Source organism: Streptomyces monomycini (genome assembly GCF_022271435.1).
Taxonomy (GTDB): domain Bacteria; phylum Actinomycetota; class Actinomycetes; order Streptomycetales; family Streptomycetaceae; genus Streptomyces; species Streptomyces monomycini.
Genome location: NZ_JAFIQY010000024.1, coordinates 59644 through 79539, shown reverse-complemented (window position 1 = coordinate 79539; position 19896 = coordinate 59644). Strand labels below are relative to the sequence as shown.

Genomic DNA, 19896 nt, shown 5'->3' with positions numbered 1-19896 from the left:
GGCAGCTGCTCCGACGGCCGGGAGTCACTCTCCCCGTACGTGCAGCACGAGCCGGTTCACGCCCCACAGCGCGATGCCGATCACCACCAGCACGGCGGCCCGTACGTACACCTCGACCGCCCGGTCGGCCAGCGGACTGGCCAGGAGGAGAGCCCCGGCGGCACCGAGCACCGGGAAGGCGGTGGGCGTACGGAAGTGGTGGTGCGGCACCCGGTCGCGGCGCAGCACCAGCACCGCCACGTTGACGACCGCGAAGACGCACAGCAGCAGGAAGGCCGTCGTGTCGCCCAGGCCCTCGATCTCGCCGGTGAGGACCAGCCCCAGGGCCAGCGCCGTGGTCAGCGCGATGCCGACGACGGGCGTGCGGCGGCCCGGCAGGACGCGGGCCACGGCACGCGGCAGGATGCGCTCGTTGGCCATTCCGTAGCACAGCCGGGAGGCCATCATCATGTTGATCAGCGCGGAGTTGGTGACCGCGCACAGCGCCATCAGCGCGAACACCGTCGGCGGGAACGTCACGCCGCCCGCGTGCACCACCTCCAGCAGCGGCGCCGACGACTCCTGGAGCCGCCGGTGGTCGACCAGCAGCGACGAGACCAGGGCCACCAGGACGTAGACGGTGCCGGTGATCCCCACCCCGAGGAAGATCGCGCGGGGGAAGCTGCGGCCGGGGTGCGCGGTCTCCTCCGCCATGTTCACCGAGTCCTCGAAGCCGACGAAGGCGAAGAAGGCGAGTCCGGTGGCGCCCAGTACGCCGGTCAGCACCGCGAAACCGGTACCGCCGGTGTCCAGCTCGGCCAGCCGCGCCGGCTCCCCGCCGCCGGTCCAGACCGCGTACACCCCCAGCCCGATGATGATCAGCAGGCCGGACACCTCGACCAGGGTCAGCACCACGTTCGCCTTGACCGACTCCGCCACACCGCGCAGGTTCAGCGCGGCCAGCGCCAGCACGAACACCACCGCCACCAGGGTCGGCGGCAGGTCGGCGAAGGTACGCAGATAGTCGCCGCTGAAGGCGCGGGCCGCGGCACTCGCCGAGGACAGGCCCGAGCACATCACCATGAAGGCGACGAGGAACGTCAGGAACGGCACCCGGAACGCCTTCTGCGTGTAGAGCGCGGCCCCCGCCGCCTTCGGGTACTTGCCGACCAGTTCCACGTACGAGGCGGCGGTCAGCGCGGCGATGCCGAAGCCGATCACGAAGGGCAGCCACAGGGCGCCGCCGACCTTGCCCGCGACCTTGCCGGTGACGGCGTACACGCCGGTGCCGAGGATGTCCCCGACCACCAGCAGGATCAGCAGTTTGGGACCGATGGCGCGGCGCAGCGGGGTGTCCTGGCCGTCCGGGTCGCTCGGGCCGTTCGGGCCGGCCGGTCCTGAGGAGTCCGTGGAGGGGGTCCGCATGAGCCCGGCATGCCCGCTGCACAAGATTTTTAGAGCTGGGTGAGCGCGTCCCCGTACCCGCCGCCGCTCTCGGCGACCAGCTCGGCCAGGCGCTGCGCGGCACGCACGGTCGCCCAGCGCGGGGCGCCGTCCGGGCCCGGCGCGTACCCGTGCACGCCGGGGCGCGGGAGCGAGTTGTAGGCGAAGTGGGTGGAGAAGTAGTACGCGCCGGTGTCCAGGAGGGCGACGTGGTCGCCCGGCTCCAGGGGCGGCAGCGGCCGGTTCCGGGCGACCAGGTCGCCCGCGAAGCAGCAGGGCCCGGCGACGTCCTGGGCGACCGGTTCACCGGTCTTGGGGCGCCCCTGCGCGTCGTACGCGGCCACCCGCACCGGCCAGGCGTCCGGCGCGAAGACCGTACGGGTGGCGACCTGCGCGCCCGCGTGGGTGACGGCGATGCGCCGCCCGCCGGCCGACTTGGCGTACTCGACACGGGCCAGGACCAGGCCGTGCTTGGCGAGCAGCGAGCGGCCGAACTCGGTCACCAGGCCGTACCGGCCGTCGAAGAGGCCGGGCACGGTGCGGTGCAGCAGCCGGGCGTAGTCGCGGTACGTGGGCGCCACCGCGTCGGACGCGAAGTTCACCGGCAGGCCGCCGCCGATGTCCAGCGTGGTGACCTGGGCCCGCGCGGCCTTCTCGTTGATCTCCTCGGCCAGCTCGTACAGGACCCGCACCCCGTCCGCCATCAGCTCCAGCGGCATCCCCTGGGAGCCGACGTGGGCGTGCAGCCGGGTCAGCCACGGCCGGTCCAGGAAGGTCCGTACGACCCGCTCGCGGGCGTCCGCGTCGCGCAGCGCCACGCCGAACTTCGATGTGCCGGTGGCGGTGCTCATCGCGTCGATGCTGCCGCCGCCGAGCTGCGGGTTGACGCGCAGGCCCAGCGGCGAGGTGGTCGGCGCGGAGGCGGTCAGGGCGTCCAGGCGGTCCAGTTCGCCGAAGCTGTCGGCGTTGACGGCGATGCCGAGGGCGAGCGCCTCGCGCAGCTCGGCGTGGGTCTTGGCGGGCGAGTCCAGCACGGTGCGGGCCGGCGGCACACCGGCCGCGCGGGCCAGCGCCAGTTCGCCGGGACTGGCGACCTCGCAGCCCAGGCCCTCCTGCGCGAGCAGCCGCAGGACGGGGACGAGCGAGGCGGCCTTGACGGCGAAGGCGTGCAGCACCGGCGTGCCGGGCGCGGTGAACTCGTCGAAAGCGGCGCGCAATTCGGCGGCGGAACGGCGGATTCCGGTGATGTCCAGCAGCCCCGCGACGGGGTCGGCGGCGCTCACCAGCCCCTGGGTGACGGCTGCCGCGACGGCGCGGTCGCGCAGGGCGGGGGCCGGGGAGGGGCCTGCGGAGGAGTCGGGAGACGGCGGGGGCGGGGGCGTCGCGGGGCTCATGCCACCACTCCACCACCTGCCCGCCGTGGCTGCCATCGACCGGCGCACGCGCAGGCGGTGTTGACCTCTTCGGCACGCGGCAATAACGTCACGGCGCTCTCACGAGGGGTCCCTTCACGCAGACGCGCGACGCGGAACGGTGGTGCGGGTTGACGCGATACCGGCACGTCCAGGCGAGACCGGCGGTGCGGCAGGGCTCCCCGTACCCGCCGCCCCGGCCCCCGTACCCCGACGTGGTCGTGGTCGGCAGCGGCATCATCGGCGCGGCCTGCGCCGAGGCGCTCACCCGGCGCGGCGTACGGGTCACCGTGCTGGACCGCGCGCCGCTCGCCTCCGGCACGACCGCCCACGGCGAGGGCAACCTGCTCGTCTCCGACAAGCCGCCAGGACCCGAACTCGACCTGGCGCTGGCCTCGTCGGCCCGCTGGCCACGGCTGCTCGCGGAGCTGGGTGAGGAACTGGGTGAGGAACTGGGCACGGGGCTCGCGGAGCGGTGCGAGTACGAGACGAAGGGCGGCCTGGTCGTCGCCCTCGGGGAGGCGGGCGCGCGGGCGCTGGCCGGGTTCACCGCCGCCCAGCGGGCCGCCGGGGTCACCGCCCGCGAGGTCGGCCCGCACGACGTACACGCCTATGAGCCGCACCTCGCCCCGGGCGTCCGCGCCGCCGTCCACTACCCGCAGGACGCCCAGGTCCAGCCGGTCGCGGCGGCCGCCGCGCTGCTCGATGCCGTACGGCGGCGCGGCGGCATCCTGCGGGCCGGAGTGCGGGCGCTCGGTGTGGAGCGGGGACCGGGCGGGCGGGTGACGGCGCTGCGCACCTCGGCCGGGACGCTGCCGTGCGGGGCGGTCGTCAACGCCTGCGGGCCGTGGGCGGGCCGGTTCGCGGGGGAGGCGGGCGCGCCGCTGCCCGTCCAGCCGCGCCGGGGCCTGGTGCTGGTCACCGCGCCGCTGCCGCCGGGCACGGTCCGGCACAAGGTGTACGACGCGGACTACGTGGGCGCCGTCGGCAGCGGCGACGCGGACCTGCGGACCTCGACGGTCGTCGAGGCGACCCGGGGCGGGACCGTGCTCATCGGGTCCAGCCGGGAGCGGTCCGGCTTCGAGGAACGTTTCCGCGTCGCCGTCCTGCGCGAGCTCGCCCGTAAGGCGACGGCGCTGTTCCCGGTGCTGGGCCACGTCCCGGTGATCCGCGCGTACGGCGGCTTCCGCCCGTACACCCCCGACCACCTCCCGGTCATCGGCCCGGACCCGCGCCTGCCGGGCCTGTGGCACGCCACCGGACACGAAGGCGCGGGCATCGGCCTGGCACCCGCGACCGGCGAACTCCTCGCCCAGCTGTACGCGGGCGAACCGCCGTGCCTCGACCCGGAGCCGTACCGGGTGGCCCGGCCGGGACTGGCGGCGGAGGAGGCGCGGTGTTCCGCGTGACGGTGGACGGCGCCGAGCGGTGGGCGCGGACCGGCCAGACGGCTGCCGCGGTCCTGCTGGCCGCCGGGCGCGCCTCCTGGCGGACCACCCGCGGCGGCCGCCCGCGCGGGATCTTCTGCGGGATCGGCGTCTGCCACGACTGTCTGGTGGTCGTCAACGGCGTACCGGACGTACGGGCCTGCTGGCGCGTGGTCGAGGCGGGCGACCGCATCGAGACGCAGGAGGGCGCGCGGCTGCCGTGTCTCCCCCCGGAGACGGGCGCGGGCACGACCCCGGGGGCGGCGCGTGAGGTGACGGTGCCGGTGGTCGTCGTGGGCGCCGGGCCCGCGGGCCTGGCGGCGGCGCTGGCGGCAGCCGGAGCCGGGGCGCGGGTGACGCTGGTGGACGACGGGGAGCGGCCGGGCGGGCAGTTCCTCCGGCAGGCGGCGGACGGCCCGGCGCGGGGCGCGGCGGTCCGCGCCGTACAGGAACACCCGCGCATCGCATGGCTGCCGGGGAGCACGGTCTGGGCGCTGGAACCGGGCGGTGGCCCGCCCTCGGGGACGCAGGACCGAACGGATGCGGGCTGGACCGTCCACGTCCTCCAAGGCCCTGCCGACGCCCCCGGCCGCACGGCCCACACACTGCGCACCGCCGCGCTCGTCCTGTGCACCGGCGCGTACGACCGGGCCCTGCCGTTCCCCGGCTGGGACCTGCCGGGCGTCGTCACGGCGGGCGCGGCGCAGGCCCTCGCCAAGGGCCAGCGGACGGCGATCGGCCGCCGGGTGGTGGTCTCCGGCACCGGACCGTTCCTGCTGCCGGTCGCGTCGTCGCTGCTCACCGTGGGCGCGCGCGTCCTCGGGGTGTACGAGGCGGGCTCGCCCGCCGCCTGGCTGCGCACCCCCGTGGCCGCGCTCCGCGACGGGCACGCCAAACTGCCCGAACTGCTCACCTACGCCGCCAGGCTGGCACGACACCGCGTCCCCTACCGGACCCGCCAGGCCGTCGTGGCGGCGCACGGACGGGACCGCGTCGAGGCGGTGACGGTGGCGCGCCTCACCCCCGAATGGCAGATCAGCCCCGGCAGCGAACGCCGCATCGAGGACGTGGACGCGGTCTGCGTCGGCTACGGTTTCACCCCGCAACTGGAACTCGCCCTCGCCGCGGGCTGCGCGCTGCGCGACAACACCTGGGTCGCGGTCGGCGCCCGGCAGCAGACCTCCGTACCCGGCGTGTACGCGGCGGGTGAGCCCACCGGCATCGGCGGCGCGGCACTCGCCGCGGCGGAAGGCGAACTGGCGGGGCTGGCGGCGGCCCACTGGGCGGAGCACCGCGGTGACGCGGCCGGGTGGGCCCCGGCCGACGTGGTGGCACGCGGCCCGGCCGCCCGGCGGCGGGTCCTCGCGGGCCGCCGCTTCGCCCGGCTGCTCGCCGCCGCCCATCCCGTACGCGACGGCTGGCACACCTGGCTCGGTGAGGACACGCTCGTCTGCCGCTGTGAGGAGGTCCCGTACGGCGTCCTGCGTACGGCGGTGGGGGAGCGGGGTCCGGACGCCAGTGACGGCCTCGCGGCCGACGGCATGTGCACGTTCAAGCTCACCACCCGCGTCGGCCTGGGCCCCTGCCAGGGCCGGATCTGCGCCCGCAACGCGGCCGGACTCTGCGGCCCCGGCACCCTTCCCGACCCCCAGACGGCCGACCGGCGCCCGATCGCCCAGCCGGTCCGCCTCGCCGACCTGGCCGCACCCGGTCCCGAGCCCCGCGCCACCACCGCCCTCGACCCCACCGCCCTCGACCCCGGCGCTCCCGACCCCGCCGCACCGTACCGAGAGGACCCGACATGACGGACCACGCGACGCCGCAGTCCCGTACGTCCCACCCGTCCCCCACGTCCCGTACATCCGGCACGGCCGCCTCCCGTACGCCCCTGACCGGCGTCATCGTCGCCACCACCCTCCCGTACGCCGAGGACCGGAGCGCCCCCGCCGGGCTCCGGCCGGACCTGGACCGGTACGCCGAGCACTGTCGCTGGCTCGTCGACAGCGGCTGTCACGGCGTCGGTCCGAACGGTTCGCTCGGGGAGTACTCCTCCCTCACCGACGACGAGCGGCGCGCGGTGGCCCGTACGGCCGTCGCGGCGGTGGGGCGGGACGCGCGGGTCGTCGTGGGCGTGCACGGGGTCGGCTCGCACCAGGCGCGGTACTGGGCGGAGCTGGCGGCCGAGGACGGCGCGGACGGCGTGCTGTGCCTGCCGCCCACGCTCTACCGGGCCAACACCGCCGAGGTGGTGCGGCACTTCGAGGAGGTCGCAGCCGTCGGCCTGCCGGTGATGGTCTACAACAATCCCCTCGACACGAAGGTCGACCTGACGCCGGAGACGCTGCGCGAGGTCGCGGCGATCGACGGGGTGGTGGCCGTCAAGGAGTTCTCGGGGGACATCCGACGGGTGCTGCACGTCAAGGAGCAGGCCCCCGGCCTGGACGTGGTGGCGGGCGCCGACGACCTGGTGCTGGAGGCACTGCTGATGGGCGCCACCGGCTGGTTCGCCGGCTTCCCCAACGTCTTCCCCGCCGCCTGCGTACGCCTCTACGAGCTGGCCCGGGCCGGGCGGGTGGCCGAGGCGCGAGAGCTGTACGAACCGCTGGTCGCCGCGTTCCGGTGGGACTCGCGGACCGAGTTCGTGCAGGCGATCAAGCGCGGGATGGACCTCGTGGGCCGGTACGGCGGGCCCTGCCGGCCGCCGCGCGGCCCGCTGCTGCCCGAGCACCGGCGGCAGCTGGACGCGGACATGCGCGGCGCCGTCCAGGCGCTGGAGATCTGGGCGAAAGCCGAGGGGCGGTGACGGCCGACGGCACTTCGGCCCCGTTCGCCGCGCGCAGCGTGCGCACCTTCGGCGCCGTGGACTCGCACACCGAGGGCATGCCGACGCGCGTCGTCACCGACGGCGTCGGCACCCTCCCCGGCGCGACCATGGCCGAACGCCGCCGCTACTTCACCGAACACCTCGACCACATCCGCCAGTTGCTGGTCAACGAACCGCGCGGGCACCCCGCCATGAGCGGTGCGATCCTCCAGCCGCCGACCCGGCCCGACGCCGACTGGGGCGTCGTCTACATCGAGGTCTCCGGATGCCTGCCGATGTGCGGGCACGGCACGATCGGCGTCGCGACGGTCCTGGTCGAGACGGGCATGGTGGCGGTCACCGAGCCCGTCACGACCGTACGGCTGGACACCCCGGCCGGGCTGGTGGCCGCCCGGGTCGCGGTGCGCGACGGCCGCGCCGAGCACGTCACCCTGCACAACGTCCCCTCGTACGCGCACGAACTGGACGCCGTGGTGAAGGTGCCCGGCTACGGCGAGGTCCGCTACGACCTGGCCTACGGCGGCAACTTCTACGCGATCACCCCGCTCGCCGCGCTGGGCATCCCGTTCGCCGCCGCCCACCTGGACGACATCATCGCCGCCGGGCTGGCGGTGATGGCCGCGGTCGAGGAGCGCGACCGGCCCGTGCACCCGGCCGACCCGGCCATCTCCGGCTGCCACCACGTCCAGTTCACGGCCCCCGGCACACCGGGACCGGACGGCTCGGACTCCCGTAACGCCATGGTCATCCACCCCGGCTGGCTCGACCGCTCGCCCTGCGGCACCGGCACCAGCGCCCGGATGGCCCAGCTCCACGCGCGCGGCGCGCTCCCGCTGCACCGGCCCTTCGTCAACGAGTCCCTGATCGGCACCCGCTTCACGGGCCGGCTGGTGGGCACGGAGCGGGTCGGCGGGCGGGCGGCGGTCGTGCCCACGGTCACCGGTCGGGCCTGGATCACGGGCACGGCCCGGTACGTCCTCGACCCGACCGACCCGTTCCCCCGGGGATTCGTGCTGTAGCGCCCGTGGCGGAGGCGGTGGCGGGTTCCCGGTTCCGGGTGTGCGGCTGCGAAGGTGAACTGTCGTGCGCGGCCGTCGCGCACGAGCGGAGAGGAAGCGGAGTACATGTTCACCAAGGGGATATCGGGCCGGCGGCACGCGCGGCGCGGAGCCTGCACGCTGGCCGCCGCGGCCGCGGTGCTGGCGTTGCAGAGCGGAACGGCGACGGCTTCCGGCACGGGTACGGGCGAGGTGCCGGCTTCCGTTGCGCACACGGTCCCGGCTCCCGCCCCGGCCCCGGCCTTCGCCGTACGGATCACCGAGGGCCAGGTCCGCGAGGCCGCTCCCGGCGGCACCCTGCTCTACCCGAGCGTGACCAGCTGTCTGACCGTGACGGTCCGCCTCGCGGACGGCGGCCTGGTGGGGGCGCACGCCAGCCTGTTCCAGGTGCCGGGGGAGTACCGCTCCGACCGCATCCTCGGTGCCCTGCGGGACCGGGTGGGCGGCCGGGACGTGGCCGCGGTCGAGGTCAGGGGCGCGGTCGGTGCCTGGCTCCCCGGCTATTTCACGAAGGCGATCGAGAGCTACGGGGACGGCGAGACCGTGCCGTTCCCGGCCGAGCCCGACCCCGGCGGCCTGGCGGCGGCGGTGGCGGACGGCCTGGGGCAGCCGCGCGCGAAGGTCACGGTGACGGACGTGCCGGACGGCGACCAGACGGTGGACTGAGGGCGTGGCCGGCGGGCCGGGGCGGCGGACGGACCGCCCCGACCTGTTGACTAGCCCTATTCAGCACCCCAAGATGTGAATAGCTCGATCCATTCGCATCGACGTCAGGGAGGCACGGCCCATGTCAGGACCGCGACCCGTGCGGGCACCGCGCGGTACGGAACTGAGCGCCCGGGGATGGCAGCAGGAAGCCGCGCTGCGCATGCTGCAGAACAATCTCGACCCGGAGGTCGCCGAGCACCCGGACAAGCTCGTCGTCTACGGCGGCACCGGCAAGGCCGCCCGGGACTGGCGCTCCTTCGACGCGATGGTCCGCACGCTGACCACGCTCAAGCAGGACGAGACCATGCTCGTCCAGTCCGGGCGGCCGGTCGGCGTCATGCAGACGCACGAGTGGGCGCCGCGGGTCCTGATCGCCAACTCCAACCTGGTGGGCGACTGGGCCAACTGGGAGGAGTTCCGGCGCCTGGAGGCCCTGGGCCTGACCATGTACGGGCAGATGACCGCCGGTTCGTGGATCTACATCGGCACCCAGGGCATCCTCCAGGGCACGTACGAGACGTTCGCCGCCGTCGCCGCGAAGAAGTTCAACGGCTCGCTGGCCGGCACGATCACCCTCACCGCCGGGCTCGGCGGCATGGGCGGCGCCCAGCCGCTCGCCGTCACGATGAACGACGGCGTCGCGATCTGCATCGACTGCGACCCGCGCGCCATCGAGCGGCGCATCGAGCACCGCTACCTGGACGTGCGGGCCGACAGCCTCCAGCACGCCCTCCAGCTCGCCGTCGAAGCCCGTGACCAGCGCAAACCGCTGTCCATCGGCCTGCTGGGCAACGCGGCGGAACTGCTGCCGCAGATGCTCGCCGACGGTGCGCCGATCGACATCGTCACCGACCAGACCTCCGCCCACGACCCGCTGGCCTACCTCCCGCTCGGCGTGGACTTCGCGGACATGGCCGCCTACGCGGCCGAGCAGCCCGCCGACTTCACCCGCCGGGCCCGCGAGTCGATGGCCAAGCACGTGGAGGCCATGGTCGGCTTCATGGACGCCGGGGCCGAGGTCTTCGACTACGGCAACTCTATCCGCGGCGAGGCCGAACTCGCCGGTTACAAGCGCGCCTTCGCCTTCCCCGGCTTCGTGCCCGCCTACATCCGGCCGCTGTTCGCCGAGGGCAAGGGGCCGTTCCGCTGGGCCGCGCTGTCCGGCGACCCCAAGGACATCGCCGCCACCGACCGGGCCATCCTGGACCTCTTCCCGGAGAACGAGTCGCTCGGCCGGTGGATCAAGCTGGCGGGCGAGCGGGTGCACTTCCAGGGCCTGCCGGCCCGGATCTGCTGGCTCGGCTACGGCGAGCGCGACAAGGCGGGCGAGCGCTTCAACGACATGGTCGCCGACGGCACCCTCCAGGCGCCGCTGGCCATCGGCCGCGACCACCTGGACTGCGGCTCGGTGGCGTCCCCGTACCGCGAGACCGAGGCGATGCTCGACGGCTCCGACGCCATCGCCGACTGGCCGCTGCTCAACGCCATGGTCAACGTCGCCTCCGGCGCCTCCTGGGTCTCCCTGCACCACGGCGGCGGCGTCGGCATGGGCCGCTCGATCCACGCCGGACAGGTCACGGTCGCCGACGGCACCCCGCTGGCCGGCGAGAAGATCCGCCGGGTACTGACCAACGACCCGGGCATGGGCGTCATCCGCCACGTCGACGCCGGCTACGACCGCGCCGACGAGGTCGCCGCCGAACGCGGCGTGCGCATCCCGATGCGGGAGGGCGAGTGACCTCGACGCACGACGGCCCGGCGGCCGCCGCCGGGCCGGGCGCGCCGTCCTTCCACGAGATGTGGCGCGACCTCGCGCCCATCGGCCGTCACTCCGCCTCCGGCGGCTACCGCCGCTTCGCCTGGACCGGCGCCGACGCCGACTGCCGGGCCTGGTTCGAGGCCCAGGCCCGCACCCGTGGACTCGCCTACGAGCAGGACCGCAACGGCAACCAGTGGGCCTGGCTGGGCGCCGCGTCCGCCGCGGACGTGGCCCCCGGCGAGGCCGTCGTCACCGGTTCCCACCTCGACTCCGTGCCGGACGGCGGCGCCTTCGACGGGCCGCTCGGCGTCGTCTCCTCCTTCGCCGCGCTCGACGAACTCCGCCGCCGCGGCGCCGAGCCCGCCAAGCCGCTGGCGATCGTCAACTTCGGCGACGAGGAGGGCGCCCGCTTCGGTCTGGCCTGCGTCGGCTCCCGGCTCAGCGCGGGACAGCTCACCGTCGAGGCCGCCCACCAGCTGCGGGACGGTGACGGGGTGACGCTGCCGCAGGCCATGGAGCGGGCCGGCCACGACCCGGACGCCATCGGCCCGGACCCCGACCGCCTCGCCCGCATCGGCGCGTTCGTCGAACTCCACGTCGAACAGGGCCGTGCCCTCGACCTGACCGGCGACCCCGTGGGCATCGCCTCCGCCATCTGGCCGCACGGGCGCTGGCGGTTCGACTTCCACGGCGAGGCCAACCACGCGGGCACCACCCGCCTGGCGGACCGGCGCGACCCGATGCTCACCTACGCCGCGACCGTGCTCGCCGCCCGGAAGAGCGCCGAGCCGAACGGCGCGCTGGCCACCTTCGGCAAGATCAGCGTCGAGCCGAACGGCGTCAACGCCATCCCGTCGCTGGTCCGCGGCTGGCTGGACTCCCGCGCCGCCGACCAGGAGACGCTGGACACCGTCGTCGCCGCCATCGAGCGGGCGGCCGCCGAACACGGCGCGCGCGACGGGGTCGACGTCCGGGTCACCCGGGAGTCCTTCACCCCCGTCGTCGAGTTCGGGCACGCCCTGCGGGACGAGCTGGCCAAGATCCTCACCCACACGGCGGACCACCGCCCGGGCGGCGCCCGCGAGGTGCCCGTGCTGGGCACCGGCGCCGGACACGACGCGGGTATCCTGTCCGCCTCCGTCCCCACCGCCATGCTGTTCGTACGCAACCCCACCGGCGTCTCGCACTCGCCCGCCGAACGCGCGGCCGAGGACGACTGCATCGCCGGGGTGACCGCACTCGCCGACGTACTGGAGGGCCTGGCGTGCAGGTGACGCCGCAGGAAGCCGAACCGGCCCCGCGCCCCGGAGGCGACGGGCCGAGGCCGGCCGCCCCGAAGACGTACTGGCTGGAACACGCCTGGCTCGGCACGCACGTCGAGCCGGGCGTGGCCGTGGACGTGGACCCGGCCGACGGCCGTATCAGCGCCGTACGGACCGAGGTGCCCACCCCGCCGCAGGGCGCCGTCGCCCTGCGCGGCCTGACCCTCCCCGGCCTCGCCAACGCCCACTCGCACGCCTTCCACCGGGCCCTGCGCGGCACGGTCCAGGTCGGCTCCGGCACCTTCTGGACCTGGCGCGAGGTGATGTACCAGGTCGCCTCCCGGCTCACCCCCGACTCCTACTACGCCCTCGCACGGGCCGTGTACGCGGAGATGGCGCTGACGGGCATCACCTGCGTCGGCGAATTCCACTACCTCCACCACGGACCAGGTGGCACCCGCTACGCCGACCCCAACGCGATGGGCGAGGCCCTGATCGCCGCCGCGGACGAGGCGGGCATCCGCATCACCCTGCTGGACACCGCCTATCTCTCGTCCGGCTTCGGCGCCCCGCCCGACCACCACCAGCTGCGCTTCTCCGACGGCACCGCCGACGCCTGGGCCGAGCGCGCCGCCGCCCTGAAGGACGGCCGCCCGCACGCCCGCATCGGGGCGGCCGTGCACTCCGTACGCGCCGTGCCCGCCGACCAGCTGAGCACCGTCGCGGAGTGGGCCGACCGGCGGCAGGCACCGCTGCACGTCCACCTCTCCGAGCAGACCGCCGAGAACGACGCCTGCCGCGCGGCCCACGGCCGCACCCCCACCGAACTCCTCGCCGCCCACGGCGTCCTGGGCCGCCGCACCACCGCCGTGCACGCCACCCACCTCACCGACGAGGACGTCCGGCTGCTGGGCGCGGCCACCACCGGCGTGTGCATGTGCCCCACCACCGAACGCGACCTCGCCGACGGCATCGGCCCCGCCGTCCAGCTCCAGGCCGCCGGCAGTCCCCTGTCGCTCGGCAGCGACAGCCACGCCGTCATCGACCTCTTCGAAGAGGCCCGCGCGATGGAGCTGGACGAACGGCTGCGCACCCGCACCCGCGGCCACTGGACCGCCAACGCCCTGCTGCGGGCCGCCACCGCCGACGGCCACGCCGCCCTGGGCTGGGACGAGGCGGGCACCATCGAACGCGGCGCGCTCGCCGACCTCACCACGGTCGCGCTGGACTCCGTACGCACCGCGGGACCGCTGCCCCGGCTGGGCGCCGAGACGGCCGTATTCGCCGCCTCCGGGGCGGACGTGCGCCACACGGTGGTCGGCGGCCGCCAGGTCGTCCGCGACGGAGTCCACGCGCTCGTGCCCGACGTCCCCATCGCACTGGCCGAGGCCATCGCGGCCGTACACGGCTGACACCGCGGCCGAAGGAGAGCACCCCCACGATGAACCCCAGCAGCACGGCCGCGGAGCGCGCCGCCACCGGCCGCACCACCGCCATCACCAACATCGCCACCCTCGTCACCAACGACCCCTCCCTCGGCGAAGGCCCCCTCGGTCTGATCCAGGACGCGGCCGTCGTCTTCGACGGCGACCGCGTCGCCTGGGTCGGTACGACAAGCAAAGCACCCGCCACTGACAGTCACGTCGACGCGGGCGGCCGGGCCGGTATCCCGGGCTTCGTCGACTCCCACTCCCACCTGGTCTTCGGCGGCGACCGCACCGCCGAGTTCAACGCCCGGATGTCCGGCCGCGCCTACTCCGCCGGCGGCATCCGCACCACCGTCGCCGCCACCCGCGCCGCCACCGACGAAGAGCTGCACGCCAACGTCGCCAAGTACCTCGCCGAAGCGCTCCGCCAGGGCACCACGACCCTGGAGACCAAGTCCGGCTACGGCCTGAACGTCGAGGACGAGGCCCGCGCCCTGCGCATCGCCGCCGCCCACACCGACGAGGTCACCTTCCTCGGCGCGCACATCGTCTCCCCCGACTACGCCGACGACCCCGCCGGTTACGTCGACCTGGTCACCGGCCCGATGCTGGACGCCTGCGCCCCGCACGCCCGCTGGATCGACGTCTTCTGCGAGCAGGGCGCCTTCGACGGTGACCAGGCCCGCGCCATTCTGACCGCGGGCAAGGCCAAGGGCCTGCTGCCGCGCGTGCACGCCAACCAGCTGCACCACGGCCCCGGCGTGCAGATCGCCGTCGAACTCGACGCCGCCTCCGCCGACCACTGCACCCACCTGGACGCCGCCGACATCGACGCCCTCGCCCACAGCGCGACCGTCGCGACCCTGCTGCCCGGCGCCGAGTTCTCCACCCGCGCGCAGTGGCCCGACGCGCGCCCCCTGCTCGACGCGGGCGCCACCGTCGCGCTGTCCACCGACTGCAACCCGGGCTCGTCCTTCACCAGTTCGATGCCGTTCTGCATCGCGCTGGCCGTACGGGACATGAGGATGACGCCCGACGAGGCCGTGTGGGCCGCCACCGCCGGCGGCGCGGCGGCCCTGCGCCGTACCGACGTCGGCCGCCTGGCCCCCGGCGCCCGCGCCGACCTCGCGCTCCTCGACGCGCCCTCGCACGTCCACCTCGCCTACCGCCCGGGCGTCCCCCTCGTCTCCGACGTCTGGCACCGGGGCGTACGCGTCTGACCGGCGGCTTCGAGCGGCGACTTCACGGTTTCCGGTTCCGGACATTGCGTAGATCACGTAAGGTCCGGGACCGACACGAACAACTGTCGCAGTCACCCGCACAGCCGGAGAAAACCCGCCGGAGCCAGCTCCGCCGGAGGTGCTCCGGCGCTCGGCCAGGGTGACGGCGCGGGGGGAAAGGAACCTCATGAAGTCGACCCGCCTCAAGGCCCGACTCGCCGGCACCGCGGCCACCGTCGCCGTCCTCGGCGGCGCCGCCCTGGCCACGGCACCGGCCGCCGCGGCGAAGGCGAACGTGATCTCCATCGACAGGGTGACGCTCGACGGACAGCAGCTCTCGGTGCACCTCGGCTACTCCTGCGACACCGGCTACACCTGGGGGCTGACCGGCAAGGCGGTCACGACGGACGGACCGGCCGGCCCGGCGTCGTCCGCCACCGGCACCGTCGCGGTCGGCGCGCTCACCTGCGACTACCGGAGCCGCGCCCTGAAGCTCGACCTCACGCCGGCCGCCGGCGCGCACTTCGCCGCGGGCGACGACGTGAAGGTCACCGTCGCCTTCACGGAGGAGAACGGCCCGGGCCTGGAAGGCGAGGAGATCATCACCACGCTGCTCGCCCCCGTACCGACGCGGTAGGCACCCGTACAGCGCGCCAGGCACCCGCCACAGCGCCGTCACAGCAGAGGAGGGCCCGTCCCGGACATTCCGGGGCAGGCCCTCTTCCACGCGGGCAGATGCCGGCCGTCAGGCCGGCAGCGACCGCGAAGTGTCCGCCGGACTCACTCCTCGACCATCAGCCCCTTGCGGAGCTTGACGAGCGTGCGCGACAGCAGCCGCGACACGTGCATCTGAGAGATGTTCAGCTCCTCGCCGATCTCCGACTGCGTCATGTTGGCGACGAAGCGGAGCGAGAGGATCTTGCGGTCACGCGGGGGCAGCTCGGCGATCAGCGGCTTGAGCGACTCCACGTACTCGATGCCTTCGAGGCCGTGGTCCTCGTAGCCGATGCGGTCGGCCAGCGCGCCCTCGTTGTCGTCCTCCTCCGGCTGGGCGTCCAGCGAGCTGGCCGTGTAGGCGTTGCTCGCGGCCATGCCCTCGACGACCTCGTCGTTGGTGATGCCGAGGCGTTCGGCGAGCTCGCTCACCGTCGGGGAACGGTCCAGCTTCTGCGCCAGCTCGTCACCGGCCTTGGCCAGGTCCAGACGCAGCTCCTGAAGGCGCCTGGGCACGCGTACGGACCAGCTGGTGTCACGGAAGAAACGCTTGATCTCGCCGACGATGGTCGGCATGGCGAACGTCGGGAACTCCACGCCGCGGCCGAGCTCGAAGCGGTCGATCGCCTTGATCAGGCCGATGGTGCCGACCTGGACGATGTCCTCCATGGGCTCGCTGCGGGAGCGGAACCGGGAGGCCGCGAACTTCACCAGCGCGAGGTTGAGTTCGACCAGGGTGTTGCGGACGTACGCGAATTCGTGCGTGCCTTCTTCCAGCGACTCCAGCCGCTCGAAGAGGGTCTTGGACAGGGCCCGCGCGTCCACCGGCCCCACCTCGGCGTACGGGGGGATCTCGGGCAGCCCGTCGAGCTCGGGGATTCCCGTCGTGTCCGCTGCGGACGATTCAGATGTGATCTGCGGGGAATGAGACGTCTGGGACTGTTCGGGCAGGGCGGCCTCGGACAGGACGGCCTCTTGGAGAGCGGCCTCTGCGAGGGTGGTCTCTGACAAGGGAGTCGACGACGCGGTCTCCGTGGTGTCTTCGGTGCGCAATTCGTCGAGCCGGGGTGACATGTTGTCCTCCATCGTTCTCGGCATATGGCTGCCGATGCCTCTACGCGAAGCTGCGGTGTGCGGCGCCTCCAAAGCCGGCCGTTTCGAATGTGTCCTTACTACGCCTACCTGGGTTTGCCGGAAGATGGCAAGTGCGTGTTGTCCGGGTTTGCTGAGAATTACGTATTGTTCGGCTACCAGCTGTGTGGATCGAAGGCGTAGTGTTCGGTCAGCGCAGTCGTAAGCAATCGGACGCCGAGACAGCAAGAGGGGTGCACGCGCATGGACCGCGGGACGGTCGGCAGTGCCAGTCGGGGACGGCTCAATGTCGCGATCCGGCATCAAGGTGCCAGCGCGATCGTGACCGTCGCGGGTGAGCTGGATCACCACACCGCGGACCTGTTGCGGGAATCACTTGAAGGGTGCGTCGCGGACGGCTTCGCGCGACTGGTCGTCGACTGCTCGCAACTGGAGTTCATGGACTCCACCGGCTTGAACGTGCTGCTCGGCGCCCGCCTGAAGGCGGAGGCCGCGGGAGGCGGGGTACATCTGGCCGGGATGCAACCGGTGGTGGCGCGGGTCTTTGAGATCACTGGCGCGGACGCGGTGTTCACCGTGCACGACTCCCTCGACAAGGCTCTCGCCGACTGACGGTGGCGGCGCAGGCGCTGCTCCACGGGGGTTCCTCCCGTGCGCGTTGCCCGCGTCACAACTTCCGTACCCAAGAAGTGGGTGTTCTCACGGTCCCGTCGGGCAGGAGACATCTGAATCTGTTGAATCTGTCAGGTAACCGCTATCCGTGAAATGGCGAATCGGTGAGGTGAAGCGCTGATGAGCACCACCCGGCCGTACCCGCCGGGCGACCTCGGCCCGGAGCCGGGCAACGCCGGCGCTCCCTCCGCCTCCCCGGCCGTGCCGGCCGGCCAGATCCGCAGGCTGCGCCTGGCGGGTGTGCAGGGAGCCGTCGCGCGAGCCCGTGACTTCGCCCGGCAGGGCCTGCACGACTGGGGCTGGCTCCCGGCCGCCGGTGCCGACCAGCGGGCGGCCGCCGAGGACGTCCTGCTCGTGGTCTCCGAGCTGGTCACCAATGCCTGCCTGCACGCCGAGGGGCCCGAGGAACTCCGGCTGCGCAGCAACGCCAAGGTGCTGCGCATCGAAGTGACCGACCTCGGCGCGGGCTCGCCCGCGCCCCGCACCCCCCACCGGGCGGGGCGGCCCGGCGGGCACGGCATGTTCATCGTGCAGCGCCTGTGTCTGGACTGGGGAGTCGTACGCAACCCGGACGGCACGGGCAAGACCGTGTGGGCGGAGCTGGCAGCTCCCTCTTAGGGCCCCTGGGCGGGGCCCGTCTTCGCGCCCTGGGGCCCCTCGTGTCCTGGGGCAGCGCGGGGCGCGGCGGTGTGCGCCGCGACCGGGCGTGTGGCCGGTACGGCGTGACCGGGGTGGCGTGGCTCCGCGGCCGCGCGCCCTGTGGCGCGTACGCATTCCGTCCCCCTTGCGCATCCCGTACCCCCTACGCCCCTGGGTGCCCCTTACGCCCCTCCCGCCCCGCTCGACGCGCTCCCCGCCTTCCCCTGGCGCCCCGCGCCGTACGGATCCGGCCTGTTCTGTGACTTCCCTCGACAAGGTCCCCGGCGTACCTTGAGCCACCGATCTGATGTGCCGTCAGTAACATCGGGCGGCGCTCAACCGCGAGAAGGGGAACTCAAGGTGGCCCGCTTCTACGAACAGCACGCCGCGCGCCCCCGCCGCCGCGCGGCCGGCCTGGCCGCGGCCGTGGCGCTGACGGCGGGGTCCGCGGTCCTGCTCACCGCGCCGGCCGCGCAGGCCGACGTGGTGGACGTCAACTACCAGTGCAAGACGCCGATCGGGAACAAGGGCGCGGTCTCGCCCATCGACATCAGGAGCACGCGGAGCGGCAGCGCGTACAAGCTCGTGATGTCCTTCCAGAAGGGCGTCTCCTCCAGCCCCGTCGAACTGGGCGCGGGCGCCATGAAGCCGAGCGCGCTCATCGAGCTGGGCGGCGCGGAGAGCGGCACCGTGCCCGTGTCCGGGCCGCCCAACGACAAGGCGATCCCCGCCAACACGCCCATCAAGATCAGTGACCTGAGCGGGACCTACACGCCCCGGAAGAGCGGCAAGGTCACCTTCACCGCGTCCACGCTCACCATCAAGGCCCTCGGGACGACCACCACCTGCACCCCCGTCAACAACCCGAAGCCGTCGCTCACCCTGGACGTCAAGAGCGCGGGCGGAACGGGAAGTTCCGGCGGAACGAGTGGTTCCGGCGGGTCCACCGGCGGCACCACGGGCGGCTCCGGGAGCAGCACCGGAGGATCGACGGGCACCTCCGGCGGCGGAGAACTGCCGCAGACCGGCCCGGCCGACTCCGCCGTCGCCCTCGGCACGCTCGGTGGCACGGTGCTCCTCGCCGGCGCGGCGGGCGTCCTCTGGCTGACCCGGCGCAACCAGAAGCGCGCCTGAGTCCGGTACCGCGTTTCCAGGGCCCCGCCCCCACCCCGCACGCGTACGAGCACAGCACCTGCACCAGCCCCAGGAGCCGCCGATGCCGTCCCGTACCCGCTCGGTGGTCCCGGGCGCAGCTCTCGCGGCCGCCGTCGCGCTGCTGAGCCCGGCCGGGGCGTACGCCGCGCCCGGACCCGCTCCCGCTTCCGGTCCGTCCGTGCCCGGTCCGTCCGCGTCCGGTCCGTCCGTGCCCGGCCCGTCCGCTTCCGTCCCGGGCGGCGGGCCCTGGACCGCCGCGCCCGCCCCCGGAGGCGAGGCGCGGCCGAGCGCCCAGGACCGCCCGTACTTCTACCTGGAAGGCGCGCCCGGCGCGGTCCTCAACGACCGGCTGTCGCTCACCAACCCCGGCGGCAGCGCGGTGACGCTCCGGCTGCGCGGCGGACCGGCCGGGGCCGGCGGCTGGATCGCCACGGCGGGCAAGGAGGTACGGGTGCCACCGCGCACCCGGGCGGCCGTGCCCTTCACCGTGACCGTCCCCAGGGACGCGACCCCGGGCGACCACCCGGCCGCGCTCGTCGCCGAGGGGGGCGGCAGGACGGCCGCGGTCGCGGTGCACCTGCGGGTGACCGGGCCCGTGCTGGCCGCGCTGAGCGTCGAGGACGTGGCGGTGGAGCGCCGGGGAAGCGCGGCCGTCATCCGGTATGCGCTGGTCAACCGCGGCAACACCACGCTCACGCCACGACTCGCGGTCGACGCCGACGGGCTCTTCGGACCGGCCCTGCGCCGCGCGGCGCGCACCCTCCCCGTCACGCTGCCCCCGGGCCGCCGGGTCCCGCTGACCGAGCCGTGGCCCGATCCGCCCGCGTTGGACTCGGTGGACGTACGGCTGACGGCCACGGCGCCGGGCGGCGCGCGTGGGACGGCGGCGGCCTCCTACACGGCGGTCCCGTGGAGTGCTGCCGCGCTGCCGCCCGCGGGGCTGCTGGCGGGCGCGGCCCTGTGGCGCGTACGGCGCCGGAGGCGGGCGGCGGGGCTTCGGCAGAGCTCTCCGGCGGCGGAAGCGCCACAGGGGCCGCCACAGGAGCCGTATGCGGCCTTAGGAACGGGCGCCCGGGCGGGGGCGGACGCATGACCGGACGCATGA

General features: G+C 74.2%; 17 protein-coding genes. 14 read left to right on the top strand and 3 right to left on the bottom strand.

Annotation, left to right across the window (positions count from 1 at the left end):
• Positions 1 to 24: 24 nt before the first annotated feature.
• Together JXZ78_RS24915 and JXZ78_RS24910 are read right to left on the bottom strand one after the other, a co-directional pair.
• Positions 25 to 1404 (bottom strand): APC family permease, encoded by a 1380-nt coding sequence (locus JXZ78_RS24915; RefSeq protein ID WP_030021643.1) that lies wholly within the window; start codon positions 1402 to 1404, stop codon positions 25 to 27.
• A 29-nt stretch (positions 1405 to 1433) separates the two neighbouring features.
• Positions 1434 to 2816 carry a type III PLP-dependent enzyme domain-containing protein gene (locus JXZ78_RS24910; protein ID WP_078624424.1) on the bottom strand — a complete coding sequence of 461 codons (1383 nt, stop codon included), beginning with the start codon at positions 2814 to 2816 and terminating at the stop codon, positions 1434 to 1436.
• Positions 2817 to 3001: 185 nt separating this feature from the next.
• Between JXZ78_RS24910 and JXZ78_RS24905 the strand changes: the two genes are divergently transcribed.
• The 10 genes from JXZ78_RS24905 (at position 3002) to JXZ78_RS24860 (ending at position 15156) form a co-directional block, all read left to right on the top strand.
• Positions 3002 to 4243 carry an NAD(P)/FAD-dependent oxidoreductase gene (locus tag JXZ78_RS24905; protein WP_372498443.1) on the top strand — a complete coding sequence of 414 codons (1242 nt, stop codon included), beginning with the start codon at positions 3002 to 3004 and terminating at the stop codon, positions 4241 to 4243.
• Positions 4231 to 6066, top strand: coding sequence for an FAD-dependent oxidoreductase (locus JXZ78_RS24900; RefSeq protein WP_063726118.1), 1836 nt, complete (start codon positions 4231 to 4233; stop codon positions 6064 to 6066). The genes JXZ78_RS24905 and JXZ78_RS24900 overlap by 13 nt, the downstream gene beginning before the upstream one ends.
• On the top strand, positions 6063 to 7064 hold the full coding sequence (locus JXZ78_RS24895) for a dihydrodipicolinate synthase family protein (protein ID WP_208870179.1): 1002 nt from the start codon (positions 6063 to 6065) through the stop codon (positions 7062 to 7064). The genes JXZ78_RS24900 and JXZ78_RS24895 overlap by 4 nt, the downstream gene beginning before the upstream one ends.
• Positions 7061 to 8104: a proline racemase family protein gene (locus JXZ78_RS24890; RefSeq protein ID WP_078624425.1), complete on the top strand. Its 1044-nt coding sequence runs from the start codon at positions 7061 to 7063 to the stop codon at positions 8102 to 8104. The genes JXZ78_RS24895 and JXZ78_RS24890 overlap by 4 nt, the downstream gene beginning before the upstream one ends.
• A 105-nt stretch (positions 8105 to 8209) precedes the next feature.
• Positions 8210 to 8809, top strand: coding sequence for a hypothetical protein (locus JXZ78_RS24885; RefSeq protein WP_030021649.1), 600 nt, complete (start codon positions 8210 to 8212; stop codon positions 8807 to 8809).
• 121 nt (positions 8810 to 8930) lie between these two features.
• Complete coding sequence (gene hutU, locus JXZ78_RS24880; protein ID WP_030021650.1) at positions 8931 to 10589, top strand: urocanate hydratase; 1659 nt, start codon at positions 8931 to 8933, stop codon at positions 10587 to 10589.
• Between the two features lie 59 nt (positions 10590 to 10648).
• Complete coding sequence (locus JXZ78_RS24875; protein WP_030021651.1) at positions 10649 to 11884, top strand: allantoate amidohydrolase; 1236 nt, start codon at positions 10649 to 10651, stop codon at positions 11882 to 11884.
• 74 nt (positions 11885 to 11958) lie between these two features.
• Positions 11959 to 13284, top strand: a complete 1326-nt coding sequence (locus tag JXZ78_RS24870) for a formimidoylglutamate deiminase (RefSeq protein WP_030021652.1) — start codon at positions 11959 to 11961, stop codon at positions 13282 to 13284.
• A gap of 29 nt (positions 13285 to 13313) precedes the next feature.
• Positions 13314 to 14519, top strand: a complete 1206-nt coding sequence (gene hutI / locus JXZ78_RS24865; protein ID WP_050502676.1) for an imidazolonepropionase — start codon at positions 13314 to 13316, stop codon at positions 14517 to 14519.
• Positions 14520 to 14706: 187 nt separating this feature from the next.
• Positions 14707 to 15156 (top strand): hypothetical protein, encoded by a 450-nt coding sequence (locus JXZ78_RS24860; RefSeq protein WP_030021654.1) that lies wholly within the window; start codon positions 14707 to 14709, stop codon positions 15154 to 15156.
• A 143-nt stretch (positions 15157 to 15299) separates the two neighbouring features.
• Here JXZ78_RS24860 and JXZ78_RS24855 read toward each other — a convergent pair whose 3' ends face one another.
• Entirely contained in the window at positions 15300 to 16307 is a 1008-nt protein-coding gene (locus JXZ78_RS24855; protein ID WP_030021655.1) for an RNA polymerase sigma factor SigF, read from the bottom strand.
• A 261-nt stretch (positions 16308 to 16568) separates the two neighbouring features.
• On the opposite strand from JXZ78_RS24855, the gene JXZ78_RS24850 reads away from it, so the two are divergent.
• The 4 genes from JXZ78_RS24850 to JXZ78_RS24835 all read left to right on the top strand — a co-directional run bounded on the left by JXZ78_RS24850 (position 16569) and on the right by JXZ78_RS24835 (position 19884).
• Positions 16569 to 16937: an STAS domain-containing protein gene (locus tag JXZ78_RS24850; protein WP_030021656.1), complete on the top strand. Its 369-nt coding sequence runs from the start codon at positions 16569 to 16571 to the stop codon at positions 16935 to 16937.
• Between the two features lie 180 nt (positions 16938 to 17117).
• Positions 17118 to 17615, top strand: a complete 498-nt coding sequence (locus JXZ78_RS24845; RefSeq protein WP_030021657.1) for an ATP-binding protein — start codon at positions 17118 to 17120, stop codon at positions 17613 to 17615.
• A 381-nt stretch (positions 17616 to 17996) separates the two neighbouring features.
• The gene (locus JXZ78_RS24840) at positions 17997 to 18770 is read left to right on the top strand and encodes an LPXTG cell wall anchor domain-containing protein (RefSeq protein WP_030021658.1); all 774 of its coding nucleotides are present in this window, start codon (positions 17997 to 17999) and stop codon (positions 18768 to 18770) included.
• 82 nt (positions 18771 to 18852) lie between these two features.
• Positions 18853 to 19884: a COG1470 family protein gene (locus JXZ78_RS24835; RefSeq protein WP_030021659.1), complete on the top strand. Its 1032-nt coding sequence runs from the start codon at positions 18853 to 18855 to the stop codon at positions 19882 to 19884.
• The last annotated feature ends 12 nt before the right edge of the window (positions 19885 to 19896 follow it).

Bases quoted from the DNA above. Each gene is read 5' to 3' on its own strand.
- JXZ78_RS24915 (WP_030021643.1), bottom strand. From the start codon at position 1,404: ATGCGGACCCCCTCCACGGACTCCTCAGGACCGGCCGGCCCGAACGGC.
- JXZ78_RS24910 (WP_078624424.1), bottom strand. From the start codon at position 2,816: ATGAGCCCCGCGACGCCCCCGCCCCCGCCGTCTCCCGACTCCTCCGCA.
- JXZ78_RS24895 (WP_208870179.1), top strand. From the start codon at position 6,063: ATGACGGACCACGCGACGCCGCAGTCCCGTACGTCCCACCCGTCCCCC.
- JXZ78_RS24885 (WP_030021649.1), top strand. From the start codon at position 8,210: ATGTTCACCAAGGGGATATCGGGCCGGCGGCACGCGCGGCGCGGAGCC.
- hutU (WP_030021650.1), top strand. From the start codon at position 8,931: ATGTCAGGACCGCGACCCGTGCGGGCACCGCGCGGTACGGAACTGAGC.
- JXZ78_RS24875 (WP_030021651.1), top strand. From the start codon at position 10,649: ATGTGGCGCGACCTCGCGCCCATCGGCCGTCACTCCGCCTCCGGCGGC.
- hutI (WP_050502676.1), top strand. From the start codon at position 13,314: ATGAACCCCAGCAGCACGGCCGCGGAGCGCGCCGCCACCGGCCGCACC.
- JXZ78_RS24860 (WP_030021654.1), top strand. From the start codon at position 14,707: ATGAAGTCGACCCGCCTCAAGGCCCGACTCGCCGGCACCGCGGCCACC.
- JXZ78_RS24855 (WP_030021655.1), bottom strand. From the start codon at position 16,307: ATGTCACCCCGGCTCGACGAATTGCGCACCGAAGACACCACGGAGACC.
- JXZ78_RS24850 (WP_030021656.1), top strand. From the start codon at position 16,569: ATGGACCGCGGGACGGTCGGCAGTGCCAGTCGGGGACGGCTCAATGTC.
- JXZ78_RS24845 (WP_030021657.1), top strand. From the start codon at position 17,118: ATGAGCACCACCCGGCCGTACCCGCCGGGCGACCTCGGCCCGGAGCCG.
- JXZ78_RS24835 (WP_030021659.1), top strand. From the start codon at position 18,853: ATGCCGTCCCGTACCCGCTCGGTGGTCCCGGGCGCAGCTCTCGCGGCC.